Origin of the sequence: Rathayibacter sp. SD072 (genome assembly GCF_017355185.1) — a bacterium.
Taxonomy (GTDB): domain Bacteria; phylum Actinomycetota; class Actinomycetes; order Actinomycetales; family Microbacteriaceae; genus Rathayibacter.
In genome coordinates, this window is sequence record NZ_JADILJ010000027.1 from 1 (window position 1) to 25,857 (window position 25,857).

Here is a 25,857-nt window from a genome sequence, read left to right on the forward strand (position 1 = left end):
GGTCGCGTACGACTCCAGCGCGTTGGTCAGGACGGGGACCAGCAGCTCCTTGCCCTCCACGTCGCCGTACTGGAAGTAGACGGGGAACAGGCTGCCGGGAACGGTGTCGAGGCCCGACATCGTCACCGCCTGCTCGGCGGTCGGGCCGATCTCGTTCCGGCCGGGGACGAGCTCGAGCTCGCCGTCGGTCCGGCCCTCGCTCGACTCGTACTGCACCTCGAGCGTCTCGGTGTCGGCGGAGTCGTTCACGATCGTGACCACGAGAGTGCCCTCCTCGCCGTCGTTCGAGACGATGAAGGCGTTGCGGAGGGCGAGATCGCCGATGGTCGCTCCGACTCCGTCGCTCGGGTCGTAGATGTTGCGGGTCGCCTGGGGGGCGACGAGGTTGCAGCCGGCGGTTGCGAGGGCGACGCCGACCGCGAGAACGACGGATGCAGCGATACGCGCCTTCACAGGTTCCTCCAGATCGTCGGCCCTGCTCGCCCCGGACAGGGCGTCTTCACGGTGCACGGGCCGACTCCAGATTAGCGTAGCGACCCCTCCGCGCCCGTCCGACCGAGGGGGTCCTCACCCGCAGAGGCCCCCTGGTACTCTGACCGCCGGCGACCGCCGGTGGAAGGACGTGCCCGATGACCCCCCTCTCCGCGGCTGCTCCCACCGTCGCCGTCGTGATCGTGGCGGCGGGCAGCGGCACCCGGCTCGGACGCGAGCGCCCCAAGGCCTACGTCGACTGCGCGGGGCGCACGATCCTCGAGCGCAGCCTCCGCACGGTCCTCACGCTCTCCGAGCCCGTCGAGATCGTCGTCGTGGCTCCGGCGGAGCTCGTCGACGAGACCGTCGCGCTCTGCCGCACCGCCTCGGGCTCCGACGGCATCGCGGTCACGGCCGGAGGGGCGACCCGCCAGGAGTCGGTGTCGCGCGGCCTCGCGCTGCTCGCACCCTCGATCGACACGGTGCTCGTGCACGACGCCGCACGCGCACTCACTCCCGTCGGTCAGTTCGAGCGGGTCGTCGCGGCCGTCCGCTCGACCGGGGGAGGGGTCGTCCCCGGGCTCCCGGTCACCGACACCATCAAGCGCATCGAGGCCGACGGCGCGATCCTCGAGACGGTCGACCGCTCGCTGCTGGCCGCCGTGCAGACCCCGCAGGGCTTCCCGCGCGCACTGCTCGACGCCGCGTATGCGGCGGCCGGCACGGAGCACACGGACGACGCGGCGCTCCTCGCGGCGCACGGGCACGGATCCGTCGTCGTCGCGGGCGATCCGCTCGCCTTCAAGATCACCACGCCGTGGGACCTCTCGAGGGCGGAGCAGCTCCTCGCCCCACCGGTTCCCGTCGCCCCTCCGCGGGTCGGCATCGGCACCGACGTGCACGCCTTCGACGACGAGTCGCCTCTCTGGCTCGCGGGACTGCACTGGCCCGGCGAGCGGGGCCTCTCCGGCCACAGCGACGGGGATCCGGTCGCGCATGCGATCTGCGACGCGCTGCTGGCGGCCGCGGGCCTCGGCGACATCGGCTCCCGCTTCGGCACCTCCGACCCGAGGTTCGCGAACGCGCACGGCGAGGTGTTCCTCGTCGCGACGCGCGACCTCGTCGAGGCGGCGGGGTTCGTCATCGGCAACGTCGCGGTGCAGCTCATCGGCAACCGCCCCAAGTTCTCGCCGCGCCGGGACGAGGCGCAGCGGCTGCTCTCGGGGCTGCTCGGCGCGCCGGTGAGCGTGGCGGCCACCACGTCGGACGCCCTCGGCTTCACCGGCCGGGGCGAGGGAGTGGCGGCGACCGCCACCGCACTCGTGCTCCCCGCCCCGCCAGCGCGCTGATCCGCGGCCCGGCCGGAGGCGGCGCGCCCGGTAAACTCGCCCCGTGACTCTGCGACTGCACGACTCGAAGGCCCAGGCCCTCGTCGATTTCGTCCCCCTCCGTGCGAACGAGGTCGGGATGTACGTCTGCGGACCCACCGTGCAGTCCTCCCCGCACATCGGTCACCTGCGCTCGGCGCTGGTCTACGACCAGCTGCGGCGCTGGCTCCGCTACCGCGGGTTCCACGTCACCCTCGTGCGCAACGTCACCGACATCGACGACAAGATCCTCGCGATCGCCGAGGAGTCGCGCCGCGCCGCCCCCGAGGAGGTGCCGTCCGAGCAGTGGTGGGCCCTGGCCTACCGCGTCGAGCTCGAGTTCACGGCGGCCTACAACGCCCTCGGCATCCTCCCTCCCACCTACGAACCGCGCGCCACGGCGAGCATCGCCGAGATGATCGGGCTCGTGCAGCGCCTCATCGAGCTCGGCCACGCGTACCCCGCGCCCGACGAGTCCGGCGACGTCTACTTCGACACCCGCTCGTGGCCCGACTACGGCGCCCTCACCCACCAGCGCCTCGAGAGCATGGAGGCCGCGACCGACGCGGACCCCCGCGGCAAGCGCGACCCGCACGACTTCGCCCTCTGGAAGGGCATGAAGCCCGACGAGCCCGAGTCGGCGTCCTGGGCCTCTCCGTGGGGCCGCGGCCGCCCGGGCTGGCACATCGAGTGCTCGGCGATGTCGACGAAGTACCTCGGCACGCAGTTCGACATCCACGGCGGCGGCCTCGATCTCCGCTTCCCGCACCACGAGAACGAGCTGGCCCAGTCCAGCGCGGCGGGGCACGCCTTCGCGTCCTACTGGCTGCACAACGGGCTCGTCTCGGTGACCGGGCAGAAGATGAGCAAGTCGCTCGGCAACTCCGTGTTCGCCTCCGAGCTCCTCGGCGCCGCGCGACCGCTGGTCGTCCGCTACTACCTCGGCTCGGCGCACTACCGCTCGACGCTCGAGTTCCACGACGGTGCGCTCGACGAGGCCGAGGCCGCCCTCGAGCGGATCGAGGGCTTCCTCGACAGGTCGCGCCGACGCCTGGAGGGCACCCGCTTCGCCACCCTCGGCGAGCCGCTCGTGCCCGAGGAGTTCGCCGAGGCGATGGACGACGACCTGTCGGTCCCGCAGGCGGTCGGCGTCCTGCACGAGACCGTCCGGGCCGGCAACGCCGCCCTCGACGCCGAGGATCTGGGCACCGTCGCGGCGCTGCGCACGCAGGTCCTCGCCATGGCGTCGGTGCTCGGCATCGACCCGGAGGCGCCCGAGTGGGCGCGCTCCGACGACGAGCCCTCCTACCGGGCTCTGAGCGTCCTCGTCGACCGTCTGGTCCTCGAGCGCCAGTCCGCGCGGGAGCAGCGCGACTGGGCGGCCGCCGACCGCATCCGAACCGATCTCGCTGCGGCGGGAATCACGATCGAAGACACCCAGACGGGTGCGCATTGGAGTCTCGATGGCGAATAAGCCCGGCCGCCCAGGAGCGGTCCGAAAGAAGAGCAAGGGCAAGGCCGTCGGTTCCGGCGGTCAGGGCAGGCAGGCCCTCGAGGGCAAGAAGCCCACGCCGAAGGCGGAGGACCGTCCGTACCACCCCGCGGGCAAGGCGAAGGCGGCGCGCGAGCGCTTCGTCGCCGCCGGCGGCAAGGGGCGTCCCGGCAGCACGCTGTCGGCGGCCGCCAGAGGGGGAGCGGGCCGCCCCGCTCCGTCGCGCAGGCCCAAGAGCGTCGACGAGTCCGAGATGGTCACGGGCCGCAACTCCGTCCTCGAGGCGCTGCGGGCGAAGATCCCCGCGACGACGCTCTACGTGGCGACCCGCATCGAGATGGACGACCGGGTCAAGGAGGCGCTCAAGCTCGCCACCGCGCGCGGCCTGCCCGTCCTCGAGGTCATGCGCCCCGAGCTCGACCGGCTCGCCGGCCCCGACTCGGTGCACCAGGGCCTCGTCCTCAAGGTGCCGCCCTACGAGTACGCCCACCCGAGCGATCTGCTGCAGCGCAGCATCTCCCGCGCGCAGGTCCCCCTGTTCGTCGCGCTCGACGGGATCACGGACCCCCGCAATCTCGGCGCGATCATCCGCTCGGTCGCCGCGTTCGGCGGTCAGGGCGTCATCGTGCCCCAGCGCCGCTCGGTGGGTCTGAACTCGGCCGCGTGGAAGACCTCGGCCGGAGCCGCGGCCCGCGTGCCCGTCGCCATGGCGTCGAACCTGACCGCCATGATCAAGGACTTCAAGCGCGACGGCGTCTTCGTCATCGGGCTCGACGGCGGCGGCGACACCATGCTGCCGGGTCTCGAGCTGGCCGATCGGCCCCTGCTCGTGCTCGTCGGCAGCGAGGGCAAGGGGCTGTCCCGCCTCGTCACCGAGCAGTGCGACGCGATCGTCTCGATCCCGATCAGCTCGGCGGCGGAGTCGCTGAACGCGGGCATCGCCGCGTCCGTCGCGCTCTACGAGATCTCGAAGCTCCGCGCGTCACAGAAATAGCGAGGGGCCCGGCACGGCGATCTGCGGTGTCGTCGTCGGGCGCGATACCTCCGGTATCGCTTCCTCCTCCGCCTTGCAGCTCACCGCGAGGGGCCCGGCACGGCGATCTGCGGTGTTGTCGTCGGGCGCGATACCTCCGGTATCGCTTCCTCCTCCGCCTTGCAGCTCACCGCGCCGGGCCCCTCGCGGGGCCGGGAAGAACGACGAAGGCCCGTGCGGAGCGATTCGCACGGGCCTTCCTCGTGAGAGGTCAGACGTTCTTCGTCCAGTCGACCTCGGCGTCCTCGTCGGTCAGCTCGGCGTCGCCCGCCTCGTCGATCACGAGGTTGGGCAGCGTCAGGGCCTCGGTCGGCGGGGCGATGATCGTCGCCTCGTCGCGGCGGTGGCGCAGGATGTCGTTCACGTAGGCGGTGACCGCCTCGGCGAGCGGCACATCGCGGGCCTGCTGCTGCGACATGAACCAGCGGTGCTCGAGCAGCTGGTGGAACATCTCCGCCGGCTCCAGACGCCCCTTCAGATCGCGCGGGATCGAGCGGATCACCGGCTCGAAGACCTGAGCCAGCCATTCGTGGGCGACCATCTCCTCGTCCAGACCCTGCTTGCCGTAGGTCGCGGTGTACGAGTCGAGGTCGTTCAGGAGCCGTCGCGCCTGGTTCTCCTGGGCGTCGAGCCCGGTCAGGCGGAGCAGGCGGCGCTGGTGGTGGCCGGCGTCGACGACCTTCGGCTGGATCCGCACCGTCGATCCGGCGTCGTCGGTCTTGATCGCCAGCTCCTCGATGTCGAAGCCGAGGTCGTTCAGGCGGTTCACGCGGTCGTTGATGCGCCAGCGCTCGGAGGTGGCGAACGACTCGACGCCCGTCAGCTCCTTCCAGAGGCTGCGGTACGCCGCGACGATCCCGTCCGAGACGGTGATGGGGTCGAGGTCCTCGTCCACGCGGCCGCCGGCCTCGAGGTCGAGGAGCTCGCCGGCGATGTTCACGCGGGCGATCTCGAGGTCGTTCTCGCGCTGGCCGTTCGAGAGCCCGCCCGAGTAGAGCTGTCCCGTCTCGGCGTCGACCAGGTAGGCGGCGAACGCACCGGCGTCACGGCGGAACAGCGTGTTCGAGAGCGACACGTCGCCCCAGAAGAAGCCGATCACGTGCAGGCGGACGAGCAGGAGGGCGAGGGCGTCGACGAGGCGGGTCGCCGTGTCCGGCCGCAGCGTCTGGGAGAAGAGCGCCCGGTAGGGGAGCGAGAACTTGAGGTGGCGCGTCACCAGCACGGCGGGCAGCTCACCGCCCTCGTCGTCGGTGCGGTTCGCGATGACGGCGCCGGGCACCACGCAGGGCACGTCGAGGCGCTGGAGGGTCTTCAGCATCTCGTACTCGCGACGAGCCATCTCGGCGGTCGTCTCCTTCACGGCGACGACGTGCCCCGAGAGGTGGGCGAAGCGCACCGTGTGCCGCGAGATGCCCTTGGGCAGAGCGGCGATGTAGGCGTCGGGCCAGTCGTCGAGGCGCAGGTTCCACGGGAGGTCCAGGAGGGCGGGGTCGACGGTGGCGGAGGTGATGTTCAGGGATCCGGACATGGAGCGCCGTTCGTGTCGGAAGTCGGGCGGTGGAGGAGCGGTAACGAACGCTGCCGCCGTCCCGGAGGAGACGGCGGCAGCGTGTGCGCGGGAGCGGAGCCTTAGGAGAGGCGCTCGCCCGACTCCGCGTCGAAGATGTGCACGCGGTGGTTCGCGGTCACGTAGACGCGGTCGCCCGCGGTGGGGTGCACGCGGCCGTCGACGCGCGCGACGATGTCGGTGCGGCGTCCCTCGACCTCGGTGTGGCCGTAGAGGTAGCCGTCCGAGCCGAGCTCTTCGATGAGGTCGACCTCGATGGGGAGGCCGCCGGGCTGCGTCGAGACGGTGACGTCCTCGGGGCGGACGCCGAGCGTGACGACCTTCTGGCTCGTCTTCGCGAGCGCCTCGCGGGCGATCGGGAGAACGGTGTCGCCGAACTTGACTCCGCCGTCGGTGACGTCGGCGTGGAACAGGTTCATCGCGGGCGAGCCGATGAAGCCGGCCACGAAGACGTTGTTCGGGTTCTCGTACAGGTCGCGCGGGCTGCCAACCTGCTGGAGGAGGCCGTCCTTGAGGACCGCGATGCGGTCGCCCATGGTGAGCGCCTCGGTCTGGTCGTGGGTGACGTAGACCGTGGTGATGCCCAGGCGGCGCTGGAGGGTGCCGATCTGAGTGCGGGTCTGGACGCGGAGCTTGGCGTCGAGGTTCGACAGCGGCTCGTCCATGAGGAACACCTGCGGCTTGCGGACGATGGCGCGGCCCATCGCGACGCGCTGACGCTGACCACCGGAGAGGGCCTTCGGCTTGCGGTTGAGGTAGGGCTCGAGGTCGAGCATCTTCGCGGCCTCGAGGACCCGCGCGGCGCGCTCGTCCTTGTTGATGCCGGCGATCTTGAGCGCGAAGCCCATGTTCTCGGCGACCGACATGTGCGGGTACAGCGCGTAGTTCTGGAACACCATCGCGATGTCGCGGTCCTTCGGCGGAACGTCCGTGACGTTGCGGTCGCCGATGAGGATGCGGCCCTCGTTGACCTCTTCGAGGCCGGCGAGCATGCGCAGGGAGGTGGACTTGCCGCAGCCGGAGGGCCCGACGAGGACGAGGAACTCGCCGTCGCCGACCTCGAGGTTCAGCTTGTCGACGGAGGCACGCGTGGCCCCGGGGTAGACGCGGGACGCGTGGTCATAGGTTACGGACGCCATTGTTCTTGCTCCTTCACCGGCAGGTACGTGCCGGACGATCCGAGTGAATGGAATTGATGATGGTCATCGTCGTGTGGACGACGGCGGCCAACCGTCACAGTATGCCACGCGCCGCAACCGCGCCACCGCGACGGCGCCTCCTGGTCGCGGCCCCGGCGACTACCCGCCGTTTGGGGTATTCCCAGGGCTCGCGCGTAGGATTCCGGCGTCGCGTCCCGGCGACGTCCTTCCCCTCTCTTTCTCGGAGTGTCCTTGTCATGACCAACGGCGGAGCCAACGACCGTCTCTCGAAGAACCAGCGTCGAGAGGCAGCGAGGGAGAAGGCCCGACGACTCCGCGAGCAGCAGAAGCGCCGCGATCGCGCCGGCCGTCTCCTCCTGCAGGGCGGGCTCGCCGTCGCCGTCATCGCCGTCGTGGCGATCGTCGCCCTCGTGCTCGTGCCGAACCTCCGCCCGGCCGAGGTGGGCCCCGGTCCGGCGAACATGGCCAGCGACGGCCTCGTCGTGGGTGAGGGCCTGGTCGCGCAGACCTCCGACCCGATCCCCGCGAGCGGCACCCCCAGCCCGAGCGAGCTCGACACCTCGACCGGCACCGTCGACATCCGCGTCTACGTCGACTACCTGTGCCCCTACTGCGGCCAGTTCGAGACGACCAACGGCGAGCAGATCCAGGAGTGGGTCGAGAGCGGGGCCGCGACCGTCGAGATCCACCCGATCGCGATCCTGACCACGCGCTCCAACGGCACGAAGTACTCCGAGCGCGCCGCGAACGCCGCCGCCTGCGTCGCCGACAGCTCTCCCGACTCCTTCTTCGACTTCAACGCGCTGCTCTTCGAGAACCAGCCCGCCGAGGGGACCGACGGCCTGTCCGACAAGCAGCTCAAGGGCTACGCGGCCGACGCCGGAGTCGAGGACACGGCGGCCGTCGACTCCTGCATCGACGACGGCTCCTTCACGAGCTGGGTGCAGGCCGCGACCGAGCGGGCGACCGCGGGGCCGCTGCCGGGCACCGAGGTCGAGAAGGTCTCCGGCACCCCGACCGTCCTCGTGAACGGCGAGGCCTACACCGGCTCCCTCACCGACCCCGAGGCGTTCAGCTCGTTCGTGCTCGCTTCGGCGGCCGACACGTACTCCTCGGCGTCGCCCACCCCGACGCCCGCGAGCTGACGTTCGTCGAGCACTGACGAAGGGGCGCGTCCGGAGGATCCGGGCGCGCCCCTTCGTCGTCGTTCGGCGGGCGCGGCGCGAGGAGGCGCGTCGGTCGCACGGTGAGCACCCGTGAGGATGCGGCCCGCCGACCGCCCGGCCTTCCGAGCGGCGGGACGATCACGGACCGCGGCCGTGTGGAGTACGGCTCCGCTCAGGCGCGGGGACTTCGGAGCCGACGACGGGACTCGAACCCGTAACCGCCCGATTACAAGTCGGGTGCGCTACCAATTGCGCCACGTCGGCAGGTGCCCTGAGGCACCCGGACACACTATCGCGGGCGCCGCGCCGAGGAGGCGGGGCGCCCGCGGGCGTCAGGGCGCGAGGACGCTGAGGTGCTTCTCGGCCGGCGTCGGCCGCTTGGGCCCGCCGATCTTGCCGTCGGGGCGCCCGACGTACAGCCAGCCCAGGAGCTCCTCGCCCTTCTCGAGACGGTGCGCCTTGCGGACCGCCTTGGCGCGCGTGTACGAGCCGGTGCGCCAGAACACGCCCCAGCCCGCCTCGTCGAGCAGCAGGCTCAGGAGGTGCGCGACGCCCGAGGCGACGGCCTCCTGCTCCCAGTCCGGCACGCTGGACTTCTTCGTGCTCACCACGACGGCGAGCAGGAGCGAGGCGCGGTGCGTCTTCTCGATGTACTTGCGCGGGTCCTTCTTCGACCCGGACGCCGCCGCGAAGGCGCGGCCGATGCGGTCGCGCGCCGCTCCGCGGATCTCGATGACCCGCCAGGGGCGCAGCGAGCTGTGGTCGGCGAGGCGCGACGCCGCCTGGACGTACGTCGCGATCTCGTCGTGCCCCGGCGCCTCCGCCGTCACCTTCGACCGCGAGCGTCTCGCGAGGACGGCGTCGAGCACCGGAGTGGGCACCGTCACTCGCTCTCGGCCTGGAACTCGAGTGCGATCGAGTTCATGCAGTAGCGGTCGCCGGTCGGAGTGCCGAAGCCGTCCGGGAACACGTGGCCGAGGTGCGAGCCGCAGTTGGCGCAGCGCACCTCGGTGCGCACCATGCCGAGGGTGCTGTCCTCGATCAGCTGGACCGCGTCCGGGTTCACGGACTCGTAGAAGCTGGGCCAGCCGCAGCCGGAGTCGAACTTGGTGCCGCTCTGGAAGAGCTCCGCGTGGCAGGCGGCACAGGTGTACAGGCCGGAGCGGTGCTCGTCGAGCAGCTCGCCCGTCCACGGACGCTCGGTGGCGGCTTCGCGCAGGACCGCGTACTGCTCGCGGTCGAGCTCCTCGCGCCACTGGGCGTCGGTCTTGTTCACGGAATACGACGACATGGGTCTCCCTAGGATTCCTCGCCAGTTTACGGGGGAGGGGTGCTCCCCTCCTCTCTCGTAAACTCCCAGCCGTGCAGGCGAATTCCGTGATCTCGAAGGCGTGGAGCGAACTCACGATCGAGGAGGTCCACTCGTTCGCGAGGCTGCGGACCGACGTGTTCCTCCGGGAGCAGAAAGTGGACGACGAGGAGCTCGACGCGCGTGACCTCGAGCCGACCACGCGCCACTGGTGGATCGCGGACGAGCGCGGGGCCGCGGCGTACCTGCGCACCCTCCGCGACGACGAGCCGGAGCACGCCGATGCGCACCGCATCATCGGACGCGTCGTGACGCGCGCGGACCGGCGCGGCGAGGGGCTCGCCCACGCCCTGGTGCAGGCGGTGATCGAGCGCTACGGGCAGGAGGCGATGCTCCTGCACGCGCAGTCGTACGTCGCGGGGCTCTACGCGCGCTCGGGGTTCGCGGCGTTCGGCGCCGAGTACCGGGAGGCGGGCATCGACCACGTGAGCATGTACCGGAGCGCCTCCCCGGCGCGGGCGGACGGCGTGCCTACGCTGGAGCGATGAGCGGGACGACGGGAACGACGCGGGGCGCGGGCGCGACCCTCTCGGACCGGGACCGCGAGGTCCTCGCCTTCGAGCGCGAGTGGACCTCGCGCTCGGGCGACAAGGAGGACGCGATCCGGTCCAGGTTCGGCCTCTCGGTCGCCCGCTACTATCAGGTCCTCGGCGCGGTCCTCGCCTCTCCGGCGGCCCTCGCTCACGACCCGATGCTCGTCAACCGCCTCCTGCGCATCCGCGACGGACGCTCCGGTGCCCGCGCGGCACGACGCCTCGGGCGCCCCGAGTAGACCCGCTGCTCGAGCACACCGCAACGGAAGGCCGGCCCCGACCCGATGTCGAACACGCACCCCAAGGACCGCTTCGACGAGATCCCGGCGACGGAGGGGCGCGTCGGAGCGCACCGTCGGCCTCCTGCCCCGCACGCGCGCCTCGTGGCCTTCGCCTGGGCGGCGCTGGCCACGGGCGTCATCGTGCTGCTGGGATTCATCGGCCTCCTCGTGATCGACAACCGCGTCCAGTTCAACGACGTCTTCACCGCCCCCACGGGCATCGCGGACGCGTCGGCGTCGCCCTCCGCGACGCCGACCCTCGATCCGGCGCTGCAGATCGCCGTGCTGAACGGGACGGCGACCGCGGGGCTCGCCGCGAGTGCGGGCGATCAGCTGACGACGGCCGGCTGGACGGTGCCGACGGTCGCGAACGCGAACTCCGAGGATCAGGCCGTGACGACCGTCTACTACAGCGACGCCGCCCTCGAGGGTGCGGCACTGGGCCTCGTCGAGTCGCTCGGCGCCGGTGAGATCGTGCAGGGCGACGAGTTCGTCGAGACCGGCGATCTGGTCGTCGTCCTCGGTGCGGACTACCCGGTCGACTGAGGCCTCCGGAGCCCGGGAGCCGATGCATCCTCGCGTTGGAGGGGGTGTTCTGTTTCCGGCACGTTTAATCCGTGTTGAATCGCGGACAACTCTTTCCCGAACGCCCGTTCCGGCCGTTTCCGGCGTCATTCCGCGGATTAGTATCTCGACTCGGAGGCACTAGCGCATCGCTGGTGTCGAGGGCAGCACAGCACTTTGGGAGTGGAAATGGCGAACGGAACCGTCAAGTGGTTCAACGCTGAGAAGGGCTACGGCTTCATCACGGTCGACGAGGGCGGACAGGACGTGTTCGTCCACTACTCCGCGATCGACATGTCGGGCTACAAGGTCCTCGAGGAGGGCCAGCACGTCGCCTTCGAGGTCGGCAGCGGATCGAAGGGACCCCAGGCGGAATCGGTGCGCGTGGTCTGATCCGCGCGCCTGTCGCAGGAGCCGTCGCCCGCCTCGAGCGGACGGCGGCTCCTGTCGTTCCGCCCGTGTCGCGTCGCTTGCACTCGTCACCCGTGAGTGCCAGAATCGCTCTTGGCACTCGGTTGATCCGAGTGCCAGGAATGAAACTTTCTTGACGTCCGGGAGGGACGAGAAACACACATGGCCAAGATCATTGCTTTTGACGAAGAAGCCCGCCGCGGCCTCGAGCGTGGACTCAACACTCTGGCCGACGCGGTCAAGGTGACCCTCGGCCCGCGCGGCCGCAACGTCGTGCTCGAGAAGAAGTGGGGCGCCCCCACCATCACGAACGACGGCGTCTCGATCGCCAAGGAGATCGAGCTCGACGAGCCGTACGAGAAGATCGGCGCCGAGCTCGTCAAGGAGGTCGCCAAGAAGACCGACGACGTCGCCGGCGACGGAACCACCACCGCGACCGTGCTCGCTCAGGCGCTCGTGCGCGAAGGCCTGCGCAACGTCGCGGCCGGCGCCGACCCGATCACCCTGAAGAAGGGCATCGAGAAGGCCGTCAAGGCCGTCACCGCCGAGCTCATCGCCGGCGCGAAGGCCATCGAGACCAAGGACGAGATCGCGGCGACCGCGTCCATCTCGGCTGCGGACCCCGAGATCGGCGCGATCATCGCCGAGGCGATCGACAAGGTCGGCAAGGAGGGCGTCGTCACCGTCGAGGAGTCGAACACCTTCGGCACCGAGCTCGAGCTGACCGAGGGCATGCGCTTCGACAAGGGCTACCTGTCGCAGTACTTCGTGACCGACCCCGACCGCCAGGAGGCGGTGTTCGAGGACCCCTACATCCTCATCGTCAACTCCAAGGTCTCGAACATCAAGGACCTCCTGCCCGTCGTCGACAAGGTGATCCAGGCCGGCAAGCAGCTCCTGATCATCGCCGAGGACGTCGACGGAGAGGCGCTGGCGACCCTGGTCGTCAACAAGATCCGCGGCATCTTCAAGTCCGTCGCCGTCAAGGCCCCGGGCTTCGGAGACCGTCGCAAGGCGCAGCTCCAGGACATCGCGATCCTCACGGGCGGCCAGGTCATCTCCGAGGAGGTCGGCCTCAAGCTCGAGAACGTCACCCTCGACCTGCTCGGCTCGGCCCGCAAGGTCGTCATCACCAAGGACGAGACCACCATCGTCGAGGGCTCCGGCGACGCCGAGGCCATCGCCGGTCGTGTCGCGCAGATCCGCGCCGAGATCGAGAACACCGACAGCGACTACGACCGCGAGAAGCTCCAGGAGCGCCTCGCGAAGCTCGCCGGCGGTGTCGCGGTCATCAAGGCCGGAGCGGCGACCGAGGTCGAGCTCAAGGAGCGCAAGCACCGCATCGAGGACGCCGTCCGCAACGCGAAGGCCGCCGTCGAGGAGGGCATCGTCGCCGGTGGTGGGGTCGCCCTCATCCAGGCCGGCAAGCTCGCCTTCGACAAGCTCGAGCTCACCGGAGACGAGGCGACCGGCGCGAACATCGTCAAGGTCGCCATCGAGGCCCCGCTCAAGCAGATCGCGCTGAACGCCGGTCTCGAGCCCGGTGTCGTCGCCGCCAAGGTCCGCGAGCTGCCCACCGGACACGGCCTCAACGCCGCGACCGGCGAGTACGTCGACCTGATCGCCGCCGGCATCATCGACCCGGTCAAGGTCACCCGCTCCGCTCTGCAGAACGCGGCGTCCATCGCCGGCCTCTTCCTCACCACCGAGGTCGTCGTCGCCGACAAGCCCGAGAAGAACCCGGTCCCGGCCGGCGACCCCACGGGCGGCATGGACTTCTAGTCCGACCCGCACCACACGCTGAAGGCGGTTGCCCTCCGGGGGAGCCGCCTTCTGTGCATCCCGGCCCGGTGCCGAGCGCAGGCGTCCGCCGGCCGGAGGGGCGCTACGCTCACGCAGAGCGGTGCGCCCCGCCCGGCGCCGCGCTCACGAGCCGAAGAGCCGCGCGTTCGCCTGCTCGGTGTCCTCGTACTGCTGCGCGGCGGTGCCGAGAGCGAGGGTGATGGTCGAGAGCCCCTCGTCGACCTGCGCCTGAGTCGCCCGCCAGACGCCGACCACCCCCTGGAACGCGCTCGAGGCCCGGCCCTGCCACGAGGCCTCCAGGCCGGTCAGCTGGGCGAGCAGTCCCGAGACCTCCGTCTGGATGCGGTCCATGTAGCCGTGCGCGGTGCCGGTCATGGTGGTGAGCGCGTCGATGTCGGTCTGGTAGCGGGTCATGGGGGAGTCCTCTCGTTCCGGTCGGCGCCGGTCGGCGCGTGCGAGAACGGTAGGTCCGAGGGCGGGGACCGCGGAGGCGGTCAGACCGAGGCTGGGGAGGATTCGCCGTTCGGGCCGACGGTGAGGAGAGGCAGGGCTACGCGGAACGTCGCGCCTCCGCCCGGCGTCTCGACGACGTCGACGCGGCCCTTGTGGGCGCTGACGATGGAGGACACGATCGCGAGGCCCAGTCCGCTGCCTCCGGTCTCGCGGGTGCGCGACGTGTCGGCGCGCCAGAAGCGCTGGAAGATCTTCTCGCGGATCTGCGGCGGGATGCCCTCGCCGTGGTCGATGACCTCGAGGAACGCCACGCGGCGGGAGCGGTCGACGGCGACGCCGATCTCGATCGGAGTGTCCTCGGGCGTGTACCGCACCGCGTTGCCGATGAGGTTGGTGAGCACCTGGCGGATCTTGTTCTCCTCCGCCATCACGAGCGCGGGGACGCCCGCCTCCTCCGGGGCGGCCTCGGCGGTGCCCGCTGCGATCTCCTCCGCCTTGACGACACGGCGGGGGCGGCGTCGCAGACGAGCGAGCCGGGCGCTCGCGGCCGCGATCGGACCGGTGAGGCCTGCGGCGGCGGTCTGCATCGGCTGGGTCGCGCCGTCGGCGAGCTCGTCCTCGTCGAGGGCGGGGGTCTCGATCGGAGTGTCGTCCCGGGTCTCGACGCCGAAGTCGCGATCGGGCCACGAGGCCATGGCGTCCATGGCGGCGTCGCGGGCGAGCGGCATGAGGTCGACGGGCGCCAGGGCGAGCGGCTTGGTCTCGTCGAGACGGGCCAGCTCGAGCAGGTCCTCCACGAGGCCGCCCATGCGGATCGCCTCCTTCTCGATGCGCTCCATAGCCTGGCCGACGGCCTCGGGCGTCTGCAGCGCGCCCATCCGGTAGAGCTCGGCGTAGCCGCGGACCGAGACGAGGGGAGTGCGCAGCTCGTGGCTCGCGTCACCGACGAAGCGCCGCATCTGGTCGATGGTGCGCGCCCGATCGCGGAACGCGGTGTCGATGCGCCCGAGCATCGCGTTGAGGGAGCGGTTCAGACGCCCGACCTCGGTGTTCGGGGTGGTGCCGTCGAGGCGCTGGCTGAAGTCGCCGTCGGCGATCGCCGCGGCGGTGCGCTCGACCTCGCGCAGCGGGGCGAAGGTGGTGGTGACCAGCAAGCGCGTGAGCAACGCCCCGATGACGACGATCGCGACTCCGAAGCCGAGGAAGATCGTCAGGTACAGCGTCATGATGTAGTCGACGTTCCGCGTGGACGTCGCCAGGAGCAGCGTCTCGATCTGGTTGCCCTGCGAGTACGTCGTCGCGACGAAGTGGTACTCGATCTTGCCGTTCTCGCTCAGGACGTGCTGAACCTTGTCCGTCATCTTGAGCGCCTGCTCGATGGTGAACGTCTCGGGGAAGACGGGGTCGGTCGGACCGGCGGCCGTCGTGTCCCCGCGGTTGCCGAGCGCGTCGTAGACGGCGCCGACGTAGTCCGCGTCGTCGTCGTCGAGTCCCGCCTCGCCGATCGCGCTCAGCGAGTCGGCGACGGCCTGCGCCTTGAGAGTCAGATTGCGGTCGAGCTGCGAGATGAGCTGCGGCTTGAGCATCGTCATGGTGCCGATGCCCGAGACCAGGAGTCCGAGGGTCAGCAGCAGCACGGTCACCGCGGTGATCTTCGTGCGCAGCGAGATGGAGTTCCACCGCTCGGCCAGGGTCTGGTGCATGGCGGTGGGACTCCCTCGATGGCGGAACGGCGGCCGCCCCTCGAAGGGACGGCCGCCGGGCTGCGGAGCCTCGGGCTCCGCGACGTGGATCGGACGGGAGGCTAGGCCTTCGCGACCTTCAGCATGTATCCGAATCCTCGCTTGGTCTGGATGAGCGATTCCTCGGAATGCGTGTCGAGCTTACGTCGGAGGTACGAGATGTAGGACTCGACGATGCCCGCATCGCCGTTGAAGTCGTACTCCCAGACATGGTCCAGGATCTGCGCCTTGCTGAGCACCCGGTTGGGGTTGAGCATCAGGTAGCGCAGGAGCTTGAACTCGGTCGGGCTGAGCTCGACGGGCTCGTCGCCGACGAGGACCTCGTGGGTGTCCTGGTCCATGGTGAGCTCGCCGGCGCGGATGACGGCGTCCTCCTCCGCGTGCATCGTGCGGCGGAGGATCGCCTTGATGCGAGCGACGATCTCGTCGAGGCTGAACGGCTTGGTGACGTAGTCGTCGCCGCCGACGGTGAGGCCGGTGATCTTGTCCTCGGTGTCGTCCTTCGCCGTGAGGAAGAGGATGGGCGAGGTGTAGCCGGCGGAGCGCAGCCGCTTCGTGACGCCGAACCCGTTCATGTCCGGGAGCATGACGTCGAGGATGATCAGATCGGGCTCCTCCTCGAGGACGGCCGAGATGGCCTGAGCGCCGTTCCCCACCGCGCGCACGGCGAAGCCGGCGAAGCGGAGGCTCGTGGTGAGCAGGTCTCTGATGTTGGGCTCGTCGTCGACGATGAGAATTCGGGGTCCGTCCATGAACACATCTTCTGCGCGTTGGCTGAACGGAGTCTGGGAGCGAAGTGGTGGATCGCTCGGCGTCGTCCTCGCGCCCGCGCGCTCAGGAGGCGCGGCGGCGCCGCACTCCGACGACGAGCATCGCGATCATCATGAGGAACGCGATCGGCAGGCCCACGAGGGGGATCGCGAAGACGAACTGCCACAGCGGGCCCTCGTACTCGCGCAGCCCTGTAGCGGGCGCGATCAGGATGGCGAGGAACGCCAGCACGGTCACGACGATGATCGCGATGAACATGTAGGCGAGGGTGCGCTCGGCGCGTCCGATGCCCGCGGGCGGCTGTGGCTTCACGCGTCAAGGATAGGCCGAGCCGGGGAGCCTCTAAACTGGTGGCTGCTTCGATTCCAGGAGGGGTTCTGCATGCCTACCGGCAAGGTCAAGTTCTACGACGAGGAGAAGGGCTTCGGCTTCATCAGCACTGATGACGGCCAGGAGGTCTTCCTGCACGCGTCCGCGCTGCCCTCGGGGACCGCGGTGAAGCCCGGCACGCGACTCGAGTTCGGCATCGCCGACGGCAAGCGCGGAGCGCAGGCCCTGTCGGCCCGCATCCTCGAAGCCCCCGTCAGCATGGTCAAGATGAACCGCAAGTCGGCGGACGACATGTCGGTGATCGTCGAGGACACCGTCAAGCTGCTCGACGGGATCGGCACGGGCCTCAAGCGCGGTCGCTACCCCGACAAGGCGCACGGACGCAAGATCGCGGCCCTGCTGCGCAAGGTCGCGGACGAGCTGGATGCCTGACGCCGACGAGACGACCGGCGACCTCGCGCCGCAGGAGGGGCAGGAGTCCCTCCTTCCTGTCGGCTCCGACTCGGACCCGGCAGGGGTGCCCGCGTCGGAGGACGTTCCCGTCGAGGCTCTCGAGGGCTCCGTCGACACTGCCGATCCGGCTCCCGAGCGGGCGGAGGTGCCGGTGGACGACGCCGGCTCGGACGACGGACTCGCGGAGGCCCCCCAGGAGGTCGAGGCACTGGAGTCGGATGAGGTGTCTCAGCAGACCGAGGCACCGGAGTCGGAGGAGACCGAGCTGACCGCGACGGCCGGCGAGGAGGACGCCTCCGAGGAGCCGGAGCCGGACGCCTCGGCGGACGAGGCCGCGGACGACCTCGCCCCCGAGCCCGTGTACGAGCTCGATCCGGTGCTCGCGGCGTCGGAGGACCGGGCCCGCGAGGCGCTCGCCGACATCACTCCTGCGGACACGATCGGGCCGCTGGTGGCGACGCTCGCTCAAGGCGAGCACGTCGTCTCGCTCCAGTTCGCCAACCTCATGCGCGGTTATCCCGGATGGCTCTGGACCGCGACGCTCTCGCGCATCGACGAGACCGAGGACGTCAACGTGCTCGAGGTCGAGCTGCTGCCCGGTGAGGGCGCCGTCCTGGCTCCCGACTGGGTGCCGTGGACCGACCGCCTCGCCGATTACCGCGCTGCGCAGGACGCCGCCGGCGAGGAGCTCGAGGACGCGGAGGACGAGGACGCGGACGACGAGGACTCGGACGAGGAGGACGCCGATTCCGAGGACGAGTTCGACGACCAGGTCGTGCTCGACGACGACGAGGACGACTCGGACGACGACGACTCGGACGATGATGACGATGACGACTCCGAAGACGACGACTCGGACGATGATGACGACGACGACTCCGAAGACGACGAGTCCGAGGACGAGGACTCCGAAGACGACGATGACGACGACCGGGACGACGACGACCGCTGAGTCGGCGTCTCGGCCGCGCGCCGCGGGGGAGGGGCCGGCGTGATCAACTCCGACACGCTCGTCTCCTACCCCGACGGAGCCACCGCCTCCGAGGGGGCGATCCTGCACCTGGAGGTGCGCGAGGACGGCCGCTGGGTCGTCGTCCTCGACGAGACGGCCGCGCATCCGGTCGATCCCACCTGGCCGGACCAGGGTGCCGATGTCGGCGCCCTCGTGGCGGAGGGCCTGCGCTACCGGCTCCTCGACTGCCGGATCGCGGCGTGGGACGGCAGTGCGCTGCACCTCGGCGACCGCCTTCCCGTGCGCCTCGGGACCGAGGGCTGGAGCTTCGTCGTCGCGCACCTCGTCGCCGACGCGTCGGCGCTCGCCGAGGGTCAGCGGGTCCGCGTCGAGATCGACCCCGCCGAGCGGCGCTCGCTGTCGCGGGGTCACACCGCGTGCCACCTGGCGTCTCTCGCGCTCAACGCCGCCCTCGCCGGCTTCTGGAGCAAGCCGGTCCGCACCGACTCGCTCGGCAGCCCCGACTTCGATCAGGCGGCGATCACGACGTCCCTCATCCGGTCGTCCGGATCGACGGACGTCTACCGGCTGGGCAAGTCGCTGCGGCGCAGCGGCTTCGACACCGCCCGACTCCAGGAGGCGCTCCCCGACCTGACGGAGCGGATCGACGAGCTGCTCGCCGAGTGGATCGGCACCGACGCGGATGTGCGGATCGAGAGGGACGACGCGAGCCTGAGCGCGCGGCGCACCTGGCGGTGCGATCTGCCCGCCGGTGAGGCGTCGATCCCGTGCGGCGGGACGCACGTGGCCCGGCTGTCGGAACTCGGGAGCGTCACCGTGGAGCTCGCGATCGATCCGATCGAGGCGACGCTCACGATGGAGACGGACGCCGGCTGACCCGTCAGCGGCGGTTGCGGCTGTAGAAGAGGCCGATCGTGCCGAGCACGAAGCCGATGACGACGGTCGACAGCACCAGGGGAGGGACGTCTCCTCCGATCGCGGACGCCACGAGCACGCCGATCAGCGCCGCCAGCCAGATCAGGCAGCCGACGAGCAGCGCCCGGGCGTCGTCGCTCGGGTAGGGCGGAGGACTCGGTCGGCGCTCCTCCTCGCGGAGCCACAGCCTCATCCTCCGCACCCGCTCAGTCGGCCAGGCGCTCGATGACGTGGTCGATGCAGTTCAGCAGCGACCGGACGTCGTCCGGCTCGATGGCGGTGAAGGTCGCGATGCGGAGCTGGTTGCGCCCGAGCTTGCGGTAGGGCTCCGTGTCGACGATGCCGTTCGCCCGGAGGATCTTCGCGATGAGCGCCGCGTCGATCGAGGCGTCGAAGTCGATGGTGGCGACGACCTGCGAGCGGTGCTCGGGGACCTCGACGAACGGGGTCGCGACCGACGAGGCCGCGGCCCAGTCGTAGATGGCGGAGGAGGACTCGGCGGTGCGCGCCGAGGCCCAGGCGAGGCCGCCGTTGCCGTTCATCCAGTCGAGCTGCGACTCCATCAGCAGGAGGGTCGCGAGGGCCGGCGTGTTCAGCGTCTGGTTCAGGCGCGAGTTGTCGACCGCGTTCTTCAGGCTCAGGAACTCGGGGATGTAGCGGCCGCTCGCGGCGATGCGCTCGACGCGCTCGATGGCGGCGGGAGAGAAGAGGCCGAACCAGAGGCCCCCGTCGCTCGCGAAGTTCTTCTGCGGGGCGAAGTAGTACACGTCGGCCTGCGAGGCGTCGAAGTCGATGCCTCCGGCGGCGCTCGTCGCGTCGATGACGGTCAGCGCGCCCTCGTCGCCGTGGACCCGCGTCACGGGCGCCATGACTCCGGTCGAGGTCTCGTTGTGAGGCCAGGCGTAGACGTCGACGCCCTCCAGCACCTCGACCTCGCTGCGCGAGCCGGCGGGCGCCGAGATCACGTGCGCGGGCTCGAGGAACGGCGCGGAGGCGGCCTTCGCGAACTTCTGACCGAACTCACCGAAGGTGAGGTTCTCGGCGCGGCGCTCGATGAGCGAGAAGGCGGCCGAGTCCCAGAAGGCGGTCGAGCCGCCGTTGCCGAGGAGGACCTCGTAGCCCTCGGGCACGCGGAACAGCGTCGAGAGGTGCTCGCGCACCCGGCCCACGAGGTTCTTGACCGGGGCCTGCCGGTGGGACGTGCCGAGGAGGTGCGCGCCCTCGGTCGCGAGATGCGCGAGCTGGTCGTGCCGCACCTTGGACGGGCCGCAGCCGAATCGTCCGTCGTGGGGGAGGAGCTCGCGAGGAATGGTGACGTCCGGCATGCGTTAATACTAGGGTTCCCGGCTCGCCCCCTCCTTCGAGTGACGAAGGCCTGGTGCCGTACGCCTCGCGGATGTTGCGACACGGTGCCCAGTAAGGTTGAGCGCGCCGAGACGGGAAGGCTGAGATGACGGATCTGATCGACACGACCGAGATGTACCTGCGGACCATTCTGGAGCTGGAGGAGGAGAACATCATCCCCCTCCGTGCTCGCATCTCGGAGCGTCTGAGCCACTCGGGACCGACCGTCTCGCAGACCGTCGGGCGCATGGAGCGCGACGGCCTCGTCGTCGTCTCGGGCGACCGCCACCTCGAGCTCACCTCCGACGGCCGCCGCAAGGCGATCCACGTCATGCGCAAGCACCGCCTCGCCGAGCGCCTCCTGCACGACGTCATCAAGCTCGACTGGGAGTTCGTGCACGAGGAGGCCTGCCGCTGGGAGCACGTCATGAGCGAGCAGGTCGAGCGCCGTCTCCTCGAAATGCTCGACCACCCGACGGAGTCGCCCTACGGCAACCCGATCCCCGGGCTCGACGAGCTGGGCGACAGCCCTGCCTCGCGCTTCGCGGACGGCGTGATCAGCCTGCCGCGCTTCGTCGCGGGCTCCGCCGAGCCCAAGCGCGGAGTCGTCCGACGCCTCGGCGAGCCGGCGCAGGTCGACCCGGAGCTGCTGCTGCAGCTCAAGCAGGCGGGCGTGATGCCGGGCGCCGAGGGCGAGTTCTCGGCGCTGAACGGCTACGTCCTGGTGCGCATCGACGGCGCGGAGGCGGGCATCGAGCTCCCCACCGAGGTCGCGGCGCACATCTTCCTCGTCGTCTGACCGGTTCCGGATCGCGGGGTTCCTGACCGGACGCTGGACGGACTCCTAGTGCATCCCGGGTCCCGCCGTCGGCTGTCCCCAGGATCCGGTGCCGTCGAATGGTGACAAATCGGTAACGGTCGCTTACGCTCTGGGGAGCCCTGCATCCGAACCTCGGTTCCAGGGCGCGGAATCCGACGTCCCCCTGCCCGTCTCGGACCACCGTGAACATCGATGCTTCGTGCATGAGACGGGACAGCTGCCTGGGCTGACGGGACGCGGAGGTCCAACCCCTTGGCCGAGAACGACACCCCCGGAACCCCCGACCGGTACCGCTCCACCCACCCGAACAGCCCCCGCAGCACCGCCACCTTCGAGAACCAGCCGCCCGTCGTGCGCGCTCGGATCCACTCCGAGGCGCCGGTCGCCCGTCGTGCCGTCCCGACGGCTCCGGCGCGGCAGCGCGACGTGACCGACTTCGTGCCGTCGCCGGCCGGCACCCCGCGCAAGCACCGGGGCCGGAAGCTCGGCAAGGTCGCGATCGTCGGCTTCGCCGGCGCGCTGGTCGCCACCATGGCCCTGCCCGCCTACGCCTTCTCGCCGGGCACCGAGACCGACAGCCCCTTCGCCGCCTCGCAGGCCGACCTCCTCCGACAGGGCGACGCGCAGACCGTTGCGGTCGCCGGCAGCGTCGTGCAGAACGCGATCGCACGCGACGCGTTCTCGGCCGAGGCCGCTCCTCCGCCCCCGCCGCCCCCCGAGCCGGAGCCCGTGGTCGAGCCCGTCGTGGAGACGGACGACGTCGAGGAGGCCCGCGCCGAGACGGCGGAGGAGTTCAACTCCTACGACGGCGCCTCCGCCGCGGAGCTCGCCGCGTCGGCTCCGACCACCGGGTACAGCCTGTCGGCCGTGTTCAACACCGCGATGCAGTACCAGGGCGTGCCCTACGTCTTCGGCGGCGCGGACCCGAGCGGCTTCGACTGCTCCGGTCTGGTCATGTACGTGTTCGCGCAGTACGGCATCTCGATGCCGCACTCGGCCGCAGGCCAGGCCGCGATGGGCACCCGCATCCCGGAGTCCGAGGCGCAGCCCGGCGACCTGGTGATCATGCCCGGCCACGACGGCTTCTACGCGGGGAACGGCAACATCCTGCACGCGCCCTACGCCGGTGCGAGCGTCCGGGTGCAGCCGATCTGGACGTCGGACTACTACATCGTGCGCATCGCCGGCTGACCGCCGGTCGCACTCGGACGAGCCCGCTCCCTCCCCGGGGGCGGGCTCGTCCGCGTTCCGGGCGTCATCGATGTGAAATGCGGATGACGAATTCCGGCGAACCTCTGGTGTTTCGCGGGGGAAGGAATACTCTGAACCCCACTCCGCTCGAACGGCGGAGCGGTTCGTCGAGGGACGGAGTGCCGGGATGGCCGAGCGGAACGGGCACCACGCTGTGGGGCTGCGTTCGCGCGTGCGGCGGACCGACTCGATCCGGGCGGGGATCCTCTCCGCGTCGGTGCACTCCTCCGACACGCGGATACGTCACCACGACTCGACGCGGCGATCTGCCGCGGGCCCGAAGGGCGCCGTCATCACGACGGCGCCCTTCTTCGCGTTCTGGGCGATGCCGCGCGGCGACGGCCGAGGCACGTTCGGAGGTCACTGATGCGCACCCTGGTTCTCAACGCCGGCTACGAGCCTCTCGCGGTCGTCTCGTTCAAGCGGGCGCTGGTCCTGCTGATGACCGAGAAGGCCACCGTCATCGAGGCCGACGAGGACAATCCGGTGCACGGTGCGGCCGGCGACTACGTCCGCCCGTCCGTGATCCTGCTCACGCGCTACGTGCGGATCCCGAGCTCGCGGACGGTGCCCGTGTCCCGCCGTGGCGTGCTGCGCCGGGACAACCACCGCTGCGGCTACTGCGGGACCCACGCGAACACGATCGACCACATCCAGCCGAAGTCGCGCGGCGGGCGCGACACGTGGGAGAACCTCGTCGCCTGCTGCCACCGCTGCAACAACACCAAGAGCGACCGCACGCCGGCCGAGATGGGCTGGCACCTGCGGACGGTGCCCCGTGTGCCGCGGGCCGGATCCTGGCTCGTGCGCGGCGCGGAGCGCATGGAACCCGAGTGGAACGGCTACCTGGCTCCGGCAGCCTGAGCCGCGAGATGCCACTTCGGTACGAGGTGACCGCAGAGTCGCCCACCGGAGTGACATCTCGCGGAAGCGTCGTCGGACCGGCCGACCGCTCTACCGGACGCGGTGCGAGGGGCGGCTTCCGCAAGGCGGAGGAGGAAGCGATACCGGCGGTATCGCGCCCGACGACAACGCCGCGGAAGGCGTCCCTCGCACCGCGTCATTCGTTGTCGCCGCCCGTGGCGGTGCTGGCGTTGCCGGAGCGCTCGCCGGACCAGGTCCAGTTCGCGACCTCGGGGAGGTCCTCGCCGAACTCGCGGGTGTAGGCGCGGGCGCGGAGGCGGGCGTCCTGCATCTCCTGGCGGAGGCCGGCGGCGCGGGAGCCGAGGCCGGGGGTGCGGTCGATGACGTCGATCACGAGCGAGTAGCGGTCGAGGTCGTTCAGCATCACCATGTCGAACGGAGTGGTGGTGGTGCCGTTCTCCTTGTAGCCGCGCACGTGCAGGTTCTGGTGGCCGGTCCGCTTGTAGGTCAGGCGGTGGATCAGCCACGGGTAGCCGTGGTACGCGAAGACGACGGGGCGGTCGGGAGTGAAGACCGCGTCGAACTCGCGGTCCGAGAGGCCGTGCGGGTGCTCGGACTCGGACATCAGGCGCATGAGGTCGACGACGTTGACGGTGCGGATCGCGAGGTCCGGCAGCTTCTCGCGCAGGATGCTCACCGCGGCGAGGGTCTCGAGGGTCGGGACGTCGCCCGCACAGGCGAGCACGACGTCCGGAGACTCGCCCTGACGCTCGCTGCTGGCCCACTCGAGGATGCCCAGGCCGCGCGAGCAGTGCGCGACGGCCTCGTCCATCGTGAGCCACGCGGGGGCGGGCTGCTTGCCCGCGACGACGACGTTGACGTAGTCGACGCTGCGGAGGCAGTGGTCGTAGACCGAGAGCAGCGTGTTGGCGTCGAAGGGCAGGTAGACGCGCACCACCTCCGGCTTCTTGTTGACGACGTGGTCGATGAAGCCCGGGTCCTGGTGGCTGAAGCCGTTGTGGTCCTGGCGCCAGACGTGGCTCGAGAGCAGGTAGTTCAGGCTCGCGATGGGGCGGCGCCACTCGATCTCGCGCGTGCCGTTGAGCCACTTCGCGTGCTGGTTGAACATCGAGTCGATGATGTGGATGAAGGCCTCGTAGCAGGTGAAGAGTCCGTGCCGACCGGTGAGCAGGTACCCCTCGAGCCAGCCCTGGCACTGGTGCTCCGAGAGCACCTCCATGACCCGGCCCGCGCGGGCGAGGTGGTCGTCGAGCGGGCTGAGCTCGCCCTCCCACTGCTTGTCGGTGGCGGCGTAGACGCTCTGCAGGCGGTTGCTCGCGACCTCGTCGGGTCCGAAGATGCGGAAGTTGGTGGGGTTGGCGCGGATGACGTCGGCGAGCCACTCGCCGAGCACCTTCGTCGCCTCGGCGACCGTGCCGCCGGGGGACTCGACGACGACCTCGTAGCGGCGGAAGTCGGGCAGGTGGAGCGACTGGCGCAGGAGGCCGCCGTTCGCGTGCGGCGTGGCGCTCATCCGCAGCTCGCCCTCGGGAGCGAGCGAGCGCACGCGCTCGGCGATGCCGCCGCTCTCGGTGAAGAGCTCCTCGGGGCGGTAGGAGCGGAGCCAGTCCTCGAGGAGGCGGGTGTGCTCCTCGGTGTCCCGCGCGTTGGCGAGCGGCACCTGGTGGGCGCGATACGTGCCCTCGACCTGGACTCCGTCGATCTCGGCGGGGCAGGTCCAGCCCTTCGGGGTCTTCAGGACGATCATCGGCCAGGCCGGCCGCGTCAGGTCTCCGGTCGCGGCGCGCTCCTTGATGGCGGCGATGCGGTCCAGGACCGTGTCGAGGACCTCGGCGAAGCGCTCGTGCACGCGCATGGGGTCCTCGCCGTCGAAGCCGCCCTCGACGAGGAAGGGCTCGTGCCCGTAGCCGCGGAGCAGGCTCTCGAGCTCCTCGTACGGGATGCGGGCGAGGATCGTGGGGTTCGCGATCTTGTAGCCGTTGAGGTGCAGGATGGGCAGGACCACTCCGTCGGTCGCGGGGTTCACGAACTTGTTCGAGTGCCAGCTGGTGGCGAGCGGGCCGGTCTCGGCCTCGCCGTCGCCGACGACCGCGGCGACGAGCAGATCGGGGTTGTCGAAGGCGGCTCCGTAGGCGTGGCTGAGCGCGTAGCCGAGCTCGCCGCCCTCGTGGATGCTGCCGGGGGTCTCGGGAGCGGCGTGGCTGGGGATGCCGCCGGGGAAGCTGAACTGGCGGAAGAGGCGGCGCAGGCCGTCCTCGGTCTCGTCGATGTGCGAGTAGATCTCGCTGTAGGTGCCGTCGAGGTAGGCGTTGGCGACCATGCCCGGGCCGCCGTGGCCGGGTCCGGTGATGTAGAGGGTGGACTGCCGGCGCTCGCGGATCGCGCGGTTGAGGTGCGCGTAGATGAGGTTCAGCCCCGGAGTGGTGCCCCAGTGGCCGAGGAGGCGCGGCTTGATGTGGTCGCGGGTGAGCGGCCCGGCGAGCAGCGGGTTCGCGAGCAGGTAGATCTGACCGACGGCGAGGTAGTTGGCGGCGCGCCACCAGGCGTCGACGGTCTCGAGGGTCTCCTGCGTCAGCGGGGCGTCCGCGTCGCGGGCGGCCCAGGTGTGCTCGGAGGCGGAGGGGAGCGCGGTGATCGTGGATGCGGCCATGACGCCACGCTCGCATCCGACCGCCCCGGGCGGTAGGGCCTTGCGGCGCTCGC

At 70.5% G+C, this 25,857-nt stretch carries 27 protein-coding genes and 1 tRNA gene; 15 read left to right on the forward strand and 13 right to left on the reverse strand.

All coding sequences use genetic code 11. The features are described from left to right. On the reverse strand, positions 1 to 453 hold a 453-nt coding region (locus IOC53_RS11645), incomplete at its 3' end, for a hypothetical protein (protein ID WP_207405889.1). 176 nt (positions 454 to 629) lie between these two features. Here IOC53_RS11645 and ispD point away from each other — a divergent pair. The 3 genes from ispD to rlmB are packed head-to-tail and all read left to right on the forward strand — an operon-like array spanning position 630 to position 4,324. Beyond that, on the forward strand, positions 630 to 1,820 hold the full coding sequence (ispD, locus tag IOC53_RS11650) for a 2-C-methyl-D-erythritol 4-phosphate cytidylyltransferase (RefSeq protein WP_207405891.1): 1,191 nt from the start codon (positions 630 to 632) through the stop codon (positions 1,818 to 1,820). Positions 1,821 to 1,863: 43 nt separating this feature from the next. After that, on the forward strand, positions 1,864 to 3,312 hold the full coding sequence (cysS, locus tag IOC53_RS11655) for a cysteine--tRNA ligase (protein ID WP_207405893.1): 1,449 nt from the start codon (positions 1,864 to 1,866) through the stop codon (positions 3,310 to 3,312). Continuing rightward, complete coding sequence (gene rlmB / locus IOC53_RS11660; RefSeq protein ID WP_207405895.1) at positions 3,302 to 4,324, forward strand: 23S rRNA (guanosine(2251)-2'-O)-methyltransferase RlmB; 1,023 nt, start codon at positions 3,302 to 3,304, stop codon at positions 4,322 to 4,324. Before cysS ends, rlmB begins: the two co-directional genes overlap by 11 nt. 250 nt (positions 4,325 to 4,574) lie before the next feature. On the opposite strand, the gene IOC53_RS11665 is transcribed toward rlmB, so the two are convergent. Both IOC53_RS11665 and IOC53_RS11670 read right to left on the reverse strand, forming a co-directional pair. Continuing rightward, entirely contained in the window at positions 4,575 to 5,891 is a 1,317-nt protein-coding gene (locus IOC53_RS11665; protein WP_207405897.1) for a DUF4032 domain-containing protein, read from the reverse strand. 101 nt (positions 5,892 to 5,992) lie between these two features. Further along, positions 5,993 to 7,069 (reverse strand): ABC transporter ATP-binding protein, encoded by a 1,077-nt coding sequence (locus IOC53_RS11670; RefSeq protein ID WP_207405899.1) that lies wholly within the window; start codon positions 7,067 to 7,069, stop codon positions 5,993 to 5,995. A gap of 257 nt (positions 7,070 to 7,326) precedes the next feature. On the opposite strand from IOC53_RS11670, the gene IOC53_RS11675 reads away from it, so the two are divergent. Beyond that, positions 7,327 to 8,235, forward strand: a complete 909-nt coding sequence (locus IOC53_RS11675; RefSeq protein ID WP_207405901.1) for a thioredoxin domain-containing protein — start codon at positions 7,327 to 7,329, stop codon at positions 8,233 to 8,235. Between the two features lie 212 nt (positions 8,236 to 8,447). Here the strand turns inward: IOC53_RS11675 and IOC53_RS11680 are convergent. The 3 genes from IOC53_RS11680 to msrB form a co-directional block, all read right to left on the reverse strand. Further along, positions 8,448 to 8,520, reverse strand: a tRNA-Thr gene (locus IOC53_RS11680). Between the two features lie 68 nt (positions 8,521 to 8,588). Then, positions 8,589 to 9,137 carry a nitroreductase family protein gene (locus tag IOC53_RS11685; protein ID WP_307786174.1) on the reverse strand — a complete coding sequence of 183 codons (549 nt, stop codon included), beginning with the start codon at positions 9,135 to 9,137 and terminating at the stop codon, positions 8,589 to 8,591. A gap of 2 nt (positions 9,138 to 9,139) precedes the next feature. Beyond that, positions 9,140 to 9,547, reverse strand: coding sequence for a peptide-methionine (R)-S-oxide reductase MsrB (msrB, locus tag IOC53_RS11690; RefSeq protein WP_207405905.1), 408 nt, complete (start codon positions 9,545 to 9,547; stop codon positions 9,140 to 9,142). Positions 9,548 to 9,618: 71 nt separating this feature from the next. Here msrB and IOC53_RS11695 point away from each other — a divergent pair, with 71 nt between their 5' ends. The 5 genes from IOC53_RS11695 (at position 9,619) to groL (ending at position 13,196) form a co-directional block, all read left to right on the forward strand. Beyond that, positions 9,619 to 10,113 (forward strand): GNAT family N-acetyltransferase, encoded by a 495-nt coding sequence (locus IOC53_RS11695; RefSeq protein ID WP_207405907.1) that lies wholly within the window; start codon positions 9,619 to 9,621, stop codon positions 10,111 to 10,113. After that, positions 10,110 to 10,397 carry a DUF3263 domain-containing protein gene (locus IOC53_RS11700; protein WP_207405908.1) on the forward strand — a complete coding sequence of 96 codons (288 nt, stop codon included), beginning with the start codon at positions 10,110 to 10,112 and terminating at the stop codon, positions 10,395 to 10,397. The genes IOC53_RS11695 and IOC53_RS11700 overlap by 4 nt, the downstream gene beginning before the upstream one ends. Positions 10,398 to 10,442: 45 nt before the next feature. Beyond that, on the forward strand, positions 10,443 to 10,985 hold the full coding sequence (locus IOC53_RS11705; protein WP_207405911.1) for a LytR C-terminal domain-containing protein: 543 nt from the start codon (positions 10,443 to 10,445) through the stop codon (positions 10,983 to 10,985). Between the two features lie 207 nt (positions 10,986 to 11,192). Next, positions 11,193 to 11,396 carry a cold-shock protein gene (locus IOC53_RS11710; RefSeq protein ID WP_207405912.1) on the forward strand — a complete coding sequence of 68 codons (204 nt, stop codon included), beginning with the start codon at positions 11,193 to 11,195 and terminating at the stop codon, positions 11,394 to 11,396. 180 nt (positions 11,397 to 11,576) lie between these two features. Next, positions 11,577 to 13,196, forward strand: coding sequence for a chaperonin GroEL (gene groL / locus IOC53_RS11715; protein ID WP_207405914.1), 1,620 nt, complete (start codon positions 11,577 to 11,579; stop codon positions 13,194 to 13,196). A 144-nt stretch (positions 13,197 to 13,340) separates the two neighbouring features. Here groL and IOC53_RS11720 read toward each other — a convergent pair whose 3' ends face one another. From IOC53_RS11720 to IOC53_RS11735, 4 genes are all read right to left on the reverse strand, one after another. Beyond that, positions 13,341 to 13,631, reverse strand: coding sequence for a WXG100 family type VII secretion target (locus tag IOC53_RS11720; protein WP_207405916.1), 291 nt, complete (start codon positions 13,629 to 13,631; stop codon positions 13,341 to 13,343). 80 nt (positions 13,632 to 13,711) lie between these two features. Beyond that, the gene (locus IOC53_RS11725) at positions 13,712 to 15,373 is read right to left on the reverse strand and encodes a cell wall metabolism sensor histidine kinase WalK (RefSeq protein WP_207405919.1); all 1,662 of its coding nucleotides are present in this window, start codon (positions 15,371 to 15,373) and stop codon (positions 13,712 to 13,714) included. Between the two features lie 101 nt (positions 15,374 to 15,474). Next, on the reverse strand, positions 15,475 to 16,164 hold the full coding sequence (locus tag IOC53_RS11730; RefSeq protein ID WP_055787731.1) for a response regulator transcription factor: 690 nt from the start codon (positions 16,162 to 16,164) through the stop codon (positions 15,475 to 15,477). A gap of 82 nt (positions 16,165 to 16,246) precedes the next feature. Further along, complete coding sequence (locus tag IOC53_RS11735) at positions 16,247 to 16,495, reverse strand: hypothetical protein (protein WP_251946620.1); 249 nt, start codon at positions 16,493 to 16,495, stop codon at positions 16,247 to 16,249. 69 nt (positions 16,496 to 16,564) lie between these two features. Between IOC53_RS11735 and IOC53_RS11740 the strand changes: the two genes are divergently transcribed. The 3 genes from IOC53_RS11740 to IOC53_RS11750 are packed head-to-tail and all read left to right on the forward strand — an operon-like array spanning position 16,565 to position 18,815. Continuing rightward, positions 16,565 to 16,945, forward strand: coding sequence for a cold-shock protein (locus IOC53_RS11740; RefSeq protein ID WP_207405920.1), 381 nt, complete (start codon positions 16,565 to 16,567; stop codon positions 16,943 to 16,945). Continuing rightward, positions 16,938 to 17,918, forward strand: a complete 981-nt coding sequence (locus IOC53_RS11745; RefSeq protein WP_207405922.1) for a DUF3027 domain-containing protein — start codon at positions 16,938 to 16,940, stop codon at positions 17,916 to 17,918. Before IOC53_RS11740 ends, IOC53_RS11745 begins: the two co-directional genes overlap by 8 nt. 39 nt (positions 17,919 to 17,957) lie before the next feature. Then, the gene (locus IOC53_RS11750; RefSeq protein ID WP_207405924.1) at positions 17,958 to 18,815 is read left to right on the forward strand and encodes a metal-dependent hydrolase; all 858 of its coding nucleotides are present in this window, start codon (positions 17,958 to 17,960) and stop codon (positions 18,813 to 18,815) included. A 4-nt stretch (positions 18,816 to 18,819) separates the two neighbouring features. Here IOC53_RS11750 and IOC53_RS11755 read toward each other — a convergent pair whose 3' ends face one another. Together IOC53_RS11755 and serC are read right to left on the reverse strand one after the other, a co-directional pair. After that, on the reverse strand, positions 18,820 to 19,047 hold the full coding sequence (locus tag IOC53_RS11755; RefSeq protein WP_207405926.1) for a hypothetical protein: 228 nt from the start codon (positions 19,045 to 19,047) through the stop codon (positions 18,820 to 18,822). A 13-nt stretch (positions 19,048 to 19,060) separates the two neighbouring features. Continuing rightward, entirely contained in the window at positions 19,061 to 20,179 is a 1,119-nt protein-coding gene (serC, locus tag IOC53_RS11760) for a phosphoserine transaminase (protein ID WP_207405928.1), read from the reverse strand. A gap of 125 nt (positions 20,180 to 20,304) precedes the next feature. Here serC and IOC53_RS11765 point away from each other — a divergent pair, with 125 nt between their 5' ends. The 3 genes from IOC53_RS11765 (at position 20,305) to IOC53_RS11775 (ending at position 23,133) form a co-directional block, all read left to right on the forward strand. Next, positions 20,305 to 20,997 (forward strand): metal-dependent transcriptional regulator, encoded by a 693-nt coding sequence (locus IOC53_RS11765; protein WP_207405930.1) that lies wholly within the window; start codon positions 20,305 to 20,307, stop codon positions 20,995 to 20,997. A gap of 273 nt (positions 20,998 to 21,270) precedes the next feature. Then, the gene (locus IOC53_RS11770; RefSeq protein ID WP_242683254.1) at positions 21,271 to 22,209 is read left to right on the forward strand and encodes a C40 family peptidase; all 939 of its coding nucleotides are present in this window, start codon (positions 21,271 to 21,273) and stop codon (positions 22,207 to 22,209) included. Between the two features lie 426 nt (positions 22,210 to 22,635). Further along, entirely contained in the window at positions 22,636 to 23,133 is a 498-nt protein-coding gene (locus IOC53_RS11775; protein ID WP_207405932.1) for an HNH endonuclease, read from the forward strand. 196 nt (positions 23,134 to 23,329) lie between these two features. Here the strand turns inward: IOC53_RS11775 and IOC53_RS11780 are convergent, their stop codons facing one another. Further along, positions 23,330 to 25,804, reverse strand: a complete 2,475-nt coding sequence (locus IOC53_RS11780; protein WP_207405934.1) for a phosphoketolase — start codon at positions 25,802 to 25,804, stop codon at positions 23,330 to 23,332. Between the last annotated feature and the right edge of the window lie 53 nt (positions 25,805 to 25,857).

Coding starts and splice junctions, on each gene's coding strand:
- ispD (WP_207405891.1), top strand. CDS start 630: ATGACCCCCCTCTCCGCGGCTGCTCCCACCGTCGCCGTCGTGATCGTG.
- rlmB (WP_207405895.1), top strand. CDS start 3,302: ATGGCGAATAAGCCCGGCCGCCCAGGAGCGGTCCGAAAGAAGAGCAAG.
- IOC53_RS11665 (WP_207405897.1), bottom strand. CDS start 5,891: ATGTCCGGATCCCTGAACATCACCTCCGCCACCGTCGACCCCGCCCTC.
- IOC53_RS11670 (WP_207405899.1), bottom strand. CDS start 7,069: ATGGCGTCCGTAACCTATGACCACGCGTCCCGCGTCTACCCCGGGGCC.
- IOC53_RS11675 (WP_207405901.1), top strand. CDS start 7,327: ATGACCAACGGCGGAGCCAACGACCGTCTCTCGAAGAACCAGCGTCGA.
- msrB (WP_207405905.1), bottom strand. CDS start 9,547: ATGTCGTCGTATTCCGTGAACAAGACCGACGCCCAGTGGCGCGAGGAG.
- IOC53_RS11700 (WP_207405908.1), top strand. CDS start 10,110: ATGAGCGGGACGACGGGAACGACGCGGGGCGCGGGCGCGACCCTCTCG.
- IOC53_RS11705 (WP_207405911.1), top strand. CDS start 10,443: ATGTCGAACACGCACCCCAAGGACCGCTTCGACGAGATCCCGGCGACG.
- IOC53_RS11710 (WP_207405912.1), top strand. CDS start 11,193: ATGGCGAACGGAACCGTCAAGTGGTTCAACGCTGAGAAGGGCTACGGC.
- groL (WP_207405914.1), top strand. CDS start 11,577: ATGGCCAAGATCATTGCTTTTGACGAAGAAGCCCGCCGCGGCCTCGAG.
- IOC53_RS11720 (WP_207405916.1), bottom strand. CDS start 13,631: ATGACCCGCTACCAGACCGACATCGACGCGCTCACCACCATGACCGGC.
- IOC53_RS11725 (WP_207405919.1), bottom strand. CDS start 15,373: ATGCACCAGACCCTGGCCGAGCGGTGGAACTCCATCTCGCTGCGCACG.
- IOC53_RS11730 (WP_055787731.1), bottom strand. CDS start 16,164: ATGGACGGACCCCGAATTCTCATCGTCGACGACGAGCCCAACATCAGA.
- IOC53_RS11740 (WP_207405920.1), top strand. CDS start 16,565: ATGCCTACCGGCAAGGTCAAGTTCTACGACGAGGAGAAGGGCTTCGGC.
- IOC53_RS11745 (WP_207405922.1), top strand. CDS start 16,938: ATGCCTGACGCCGACGAGACGACCGGCGACCTCGCGCCGCAGGAGGGG.
- IOC53_RS11755 (WP_207405926.1), bottom strand. CDS start 19,047: ATGAGGCTGTGGCTCCGCGAGGAGGAGCGCCGACCGAGTCCTCCGCCC.
- serC (WP_207405928.1), bottom strand. CDS start 20,179: ATGCCGGACGTCACCATTCCTCGCGAGCTCCTCCCCCACGACGGACGA.
- IOC53_RS11765 (WP_207405930.1), top strand. CDS start 20,305: ATGACGGATCTGATCGACACGACCGAGATGTACCTGCGGACCATTCTG.
- IOC53_RS11775 (WP_207405932.1), top strand. CDS start 22,636: ATGCGCACCCTGGTTCTCAACGCCGGCTACGAGCCTCTCGCGGTCGTC.
- IOC53_RS11780 (WP_207405934.1), bottom strand. CDS start 25,804: ATGGCCGCATCCACGATCACCGCGCTCCCCTCCGCCTCCGAGCACACC.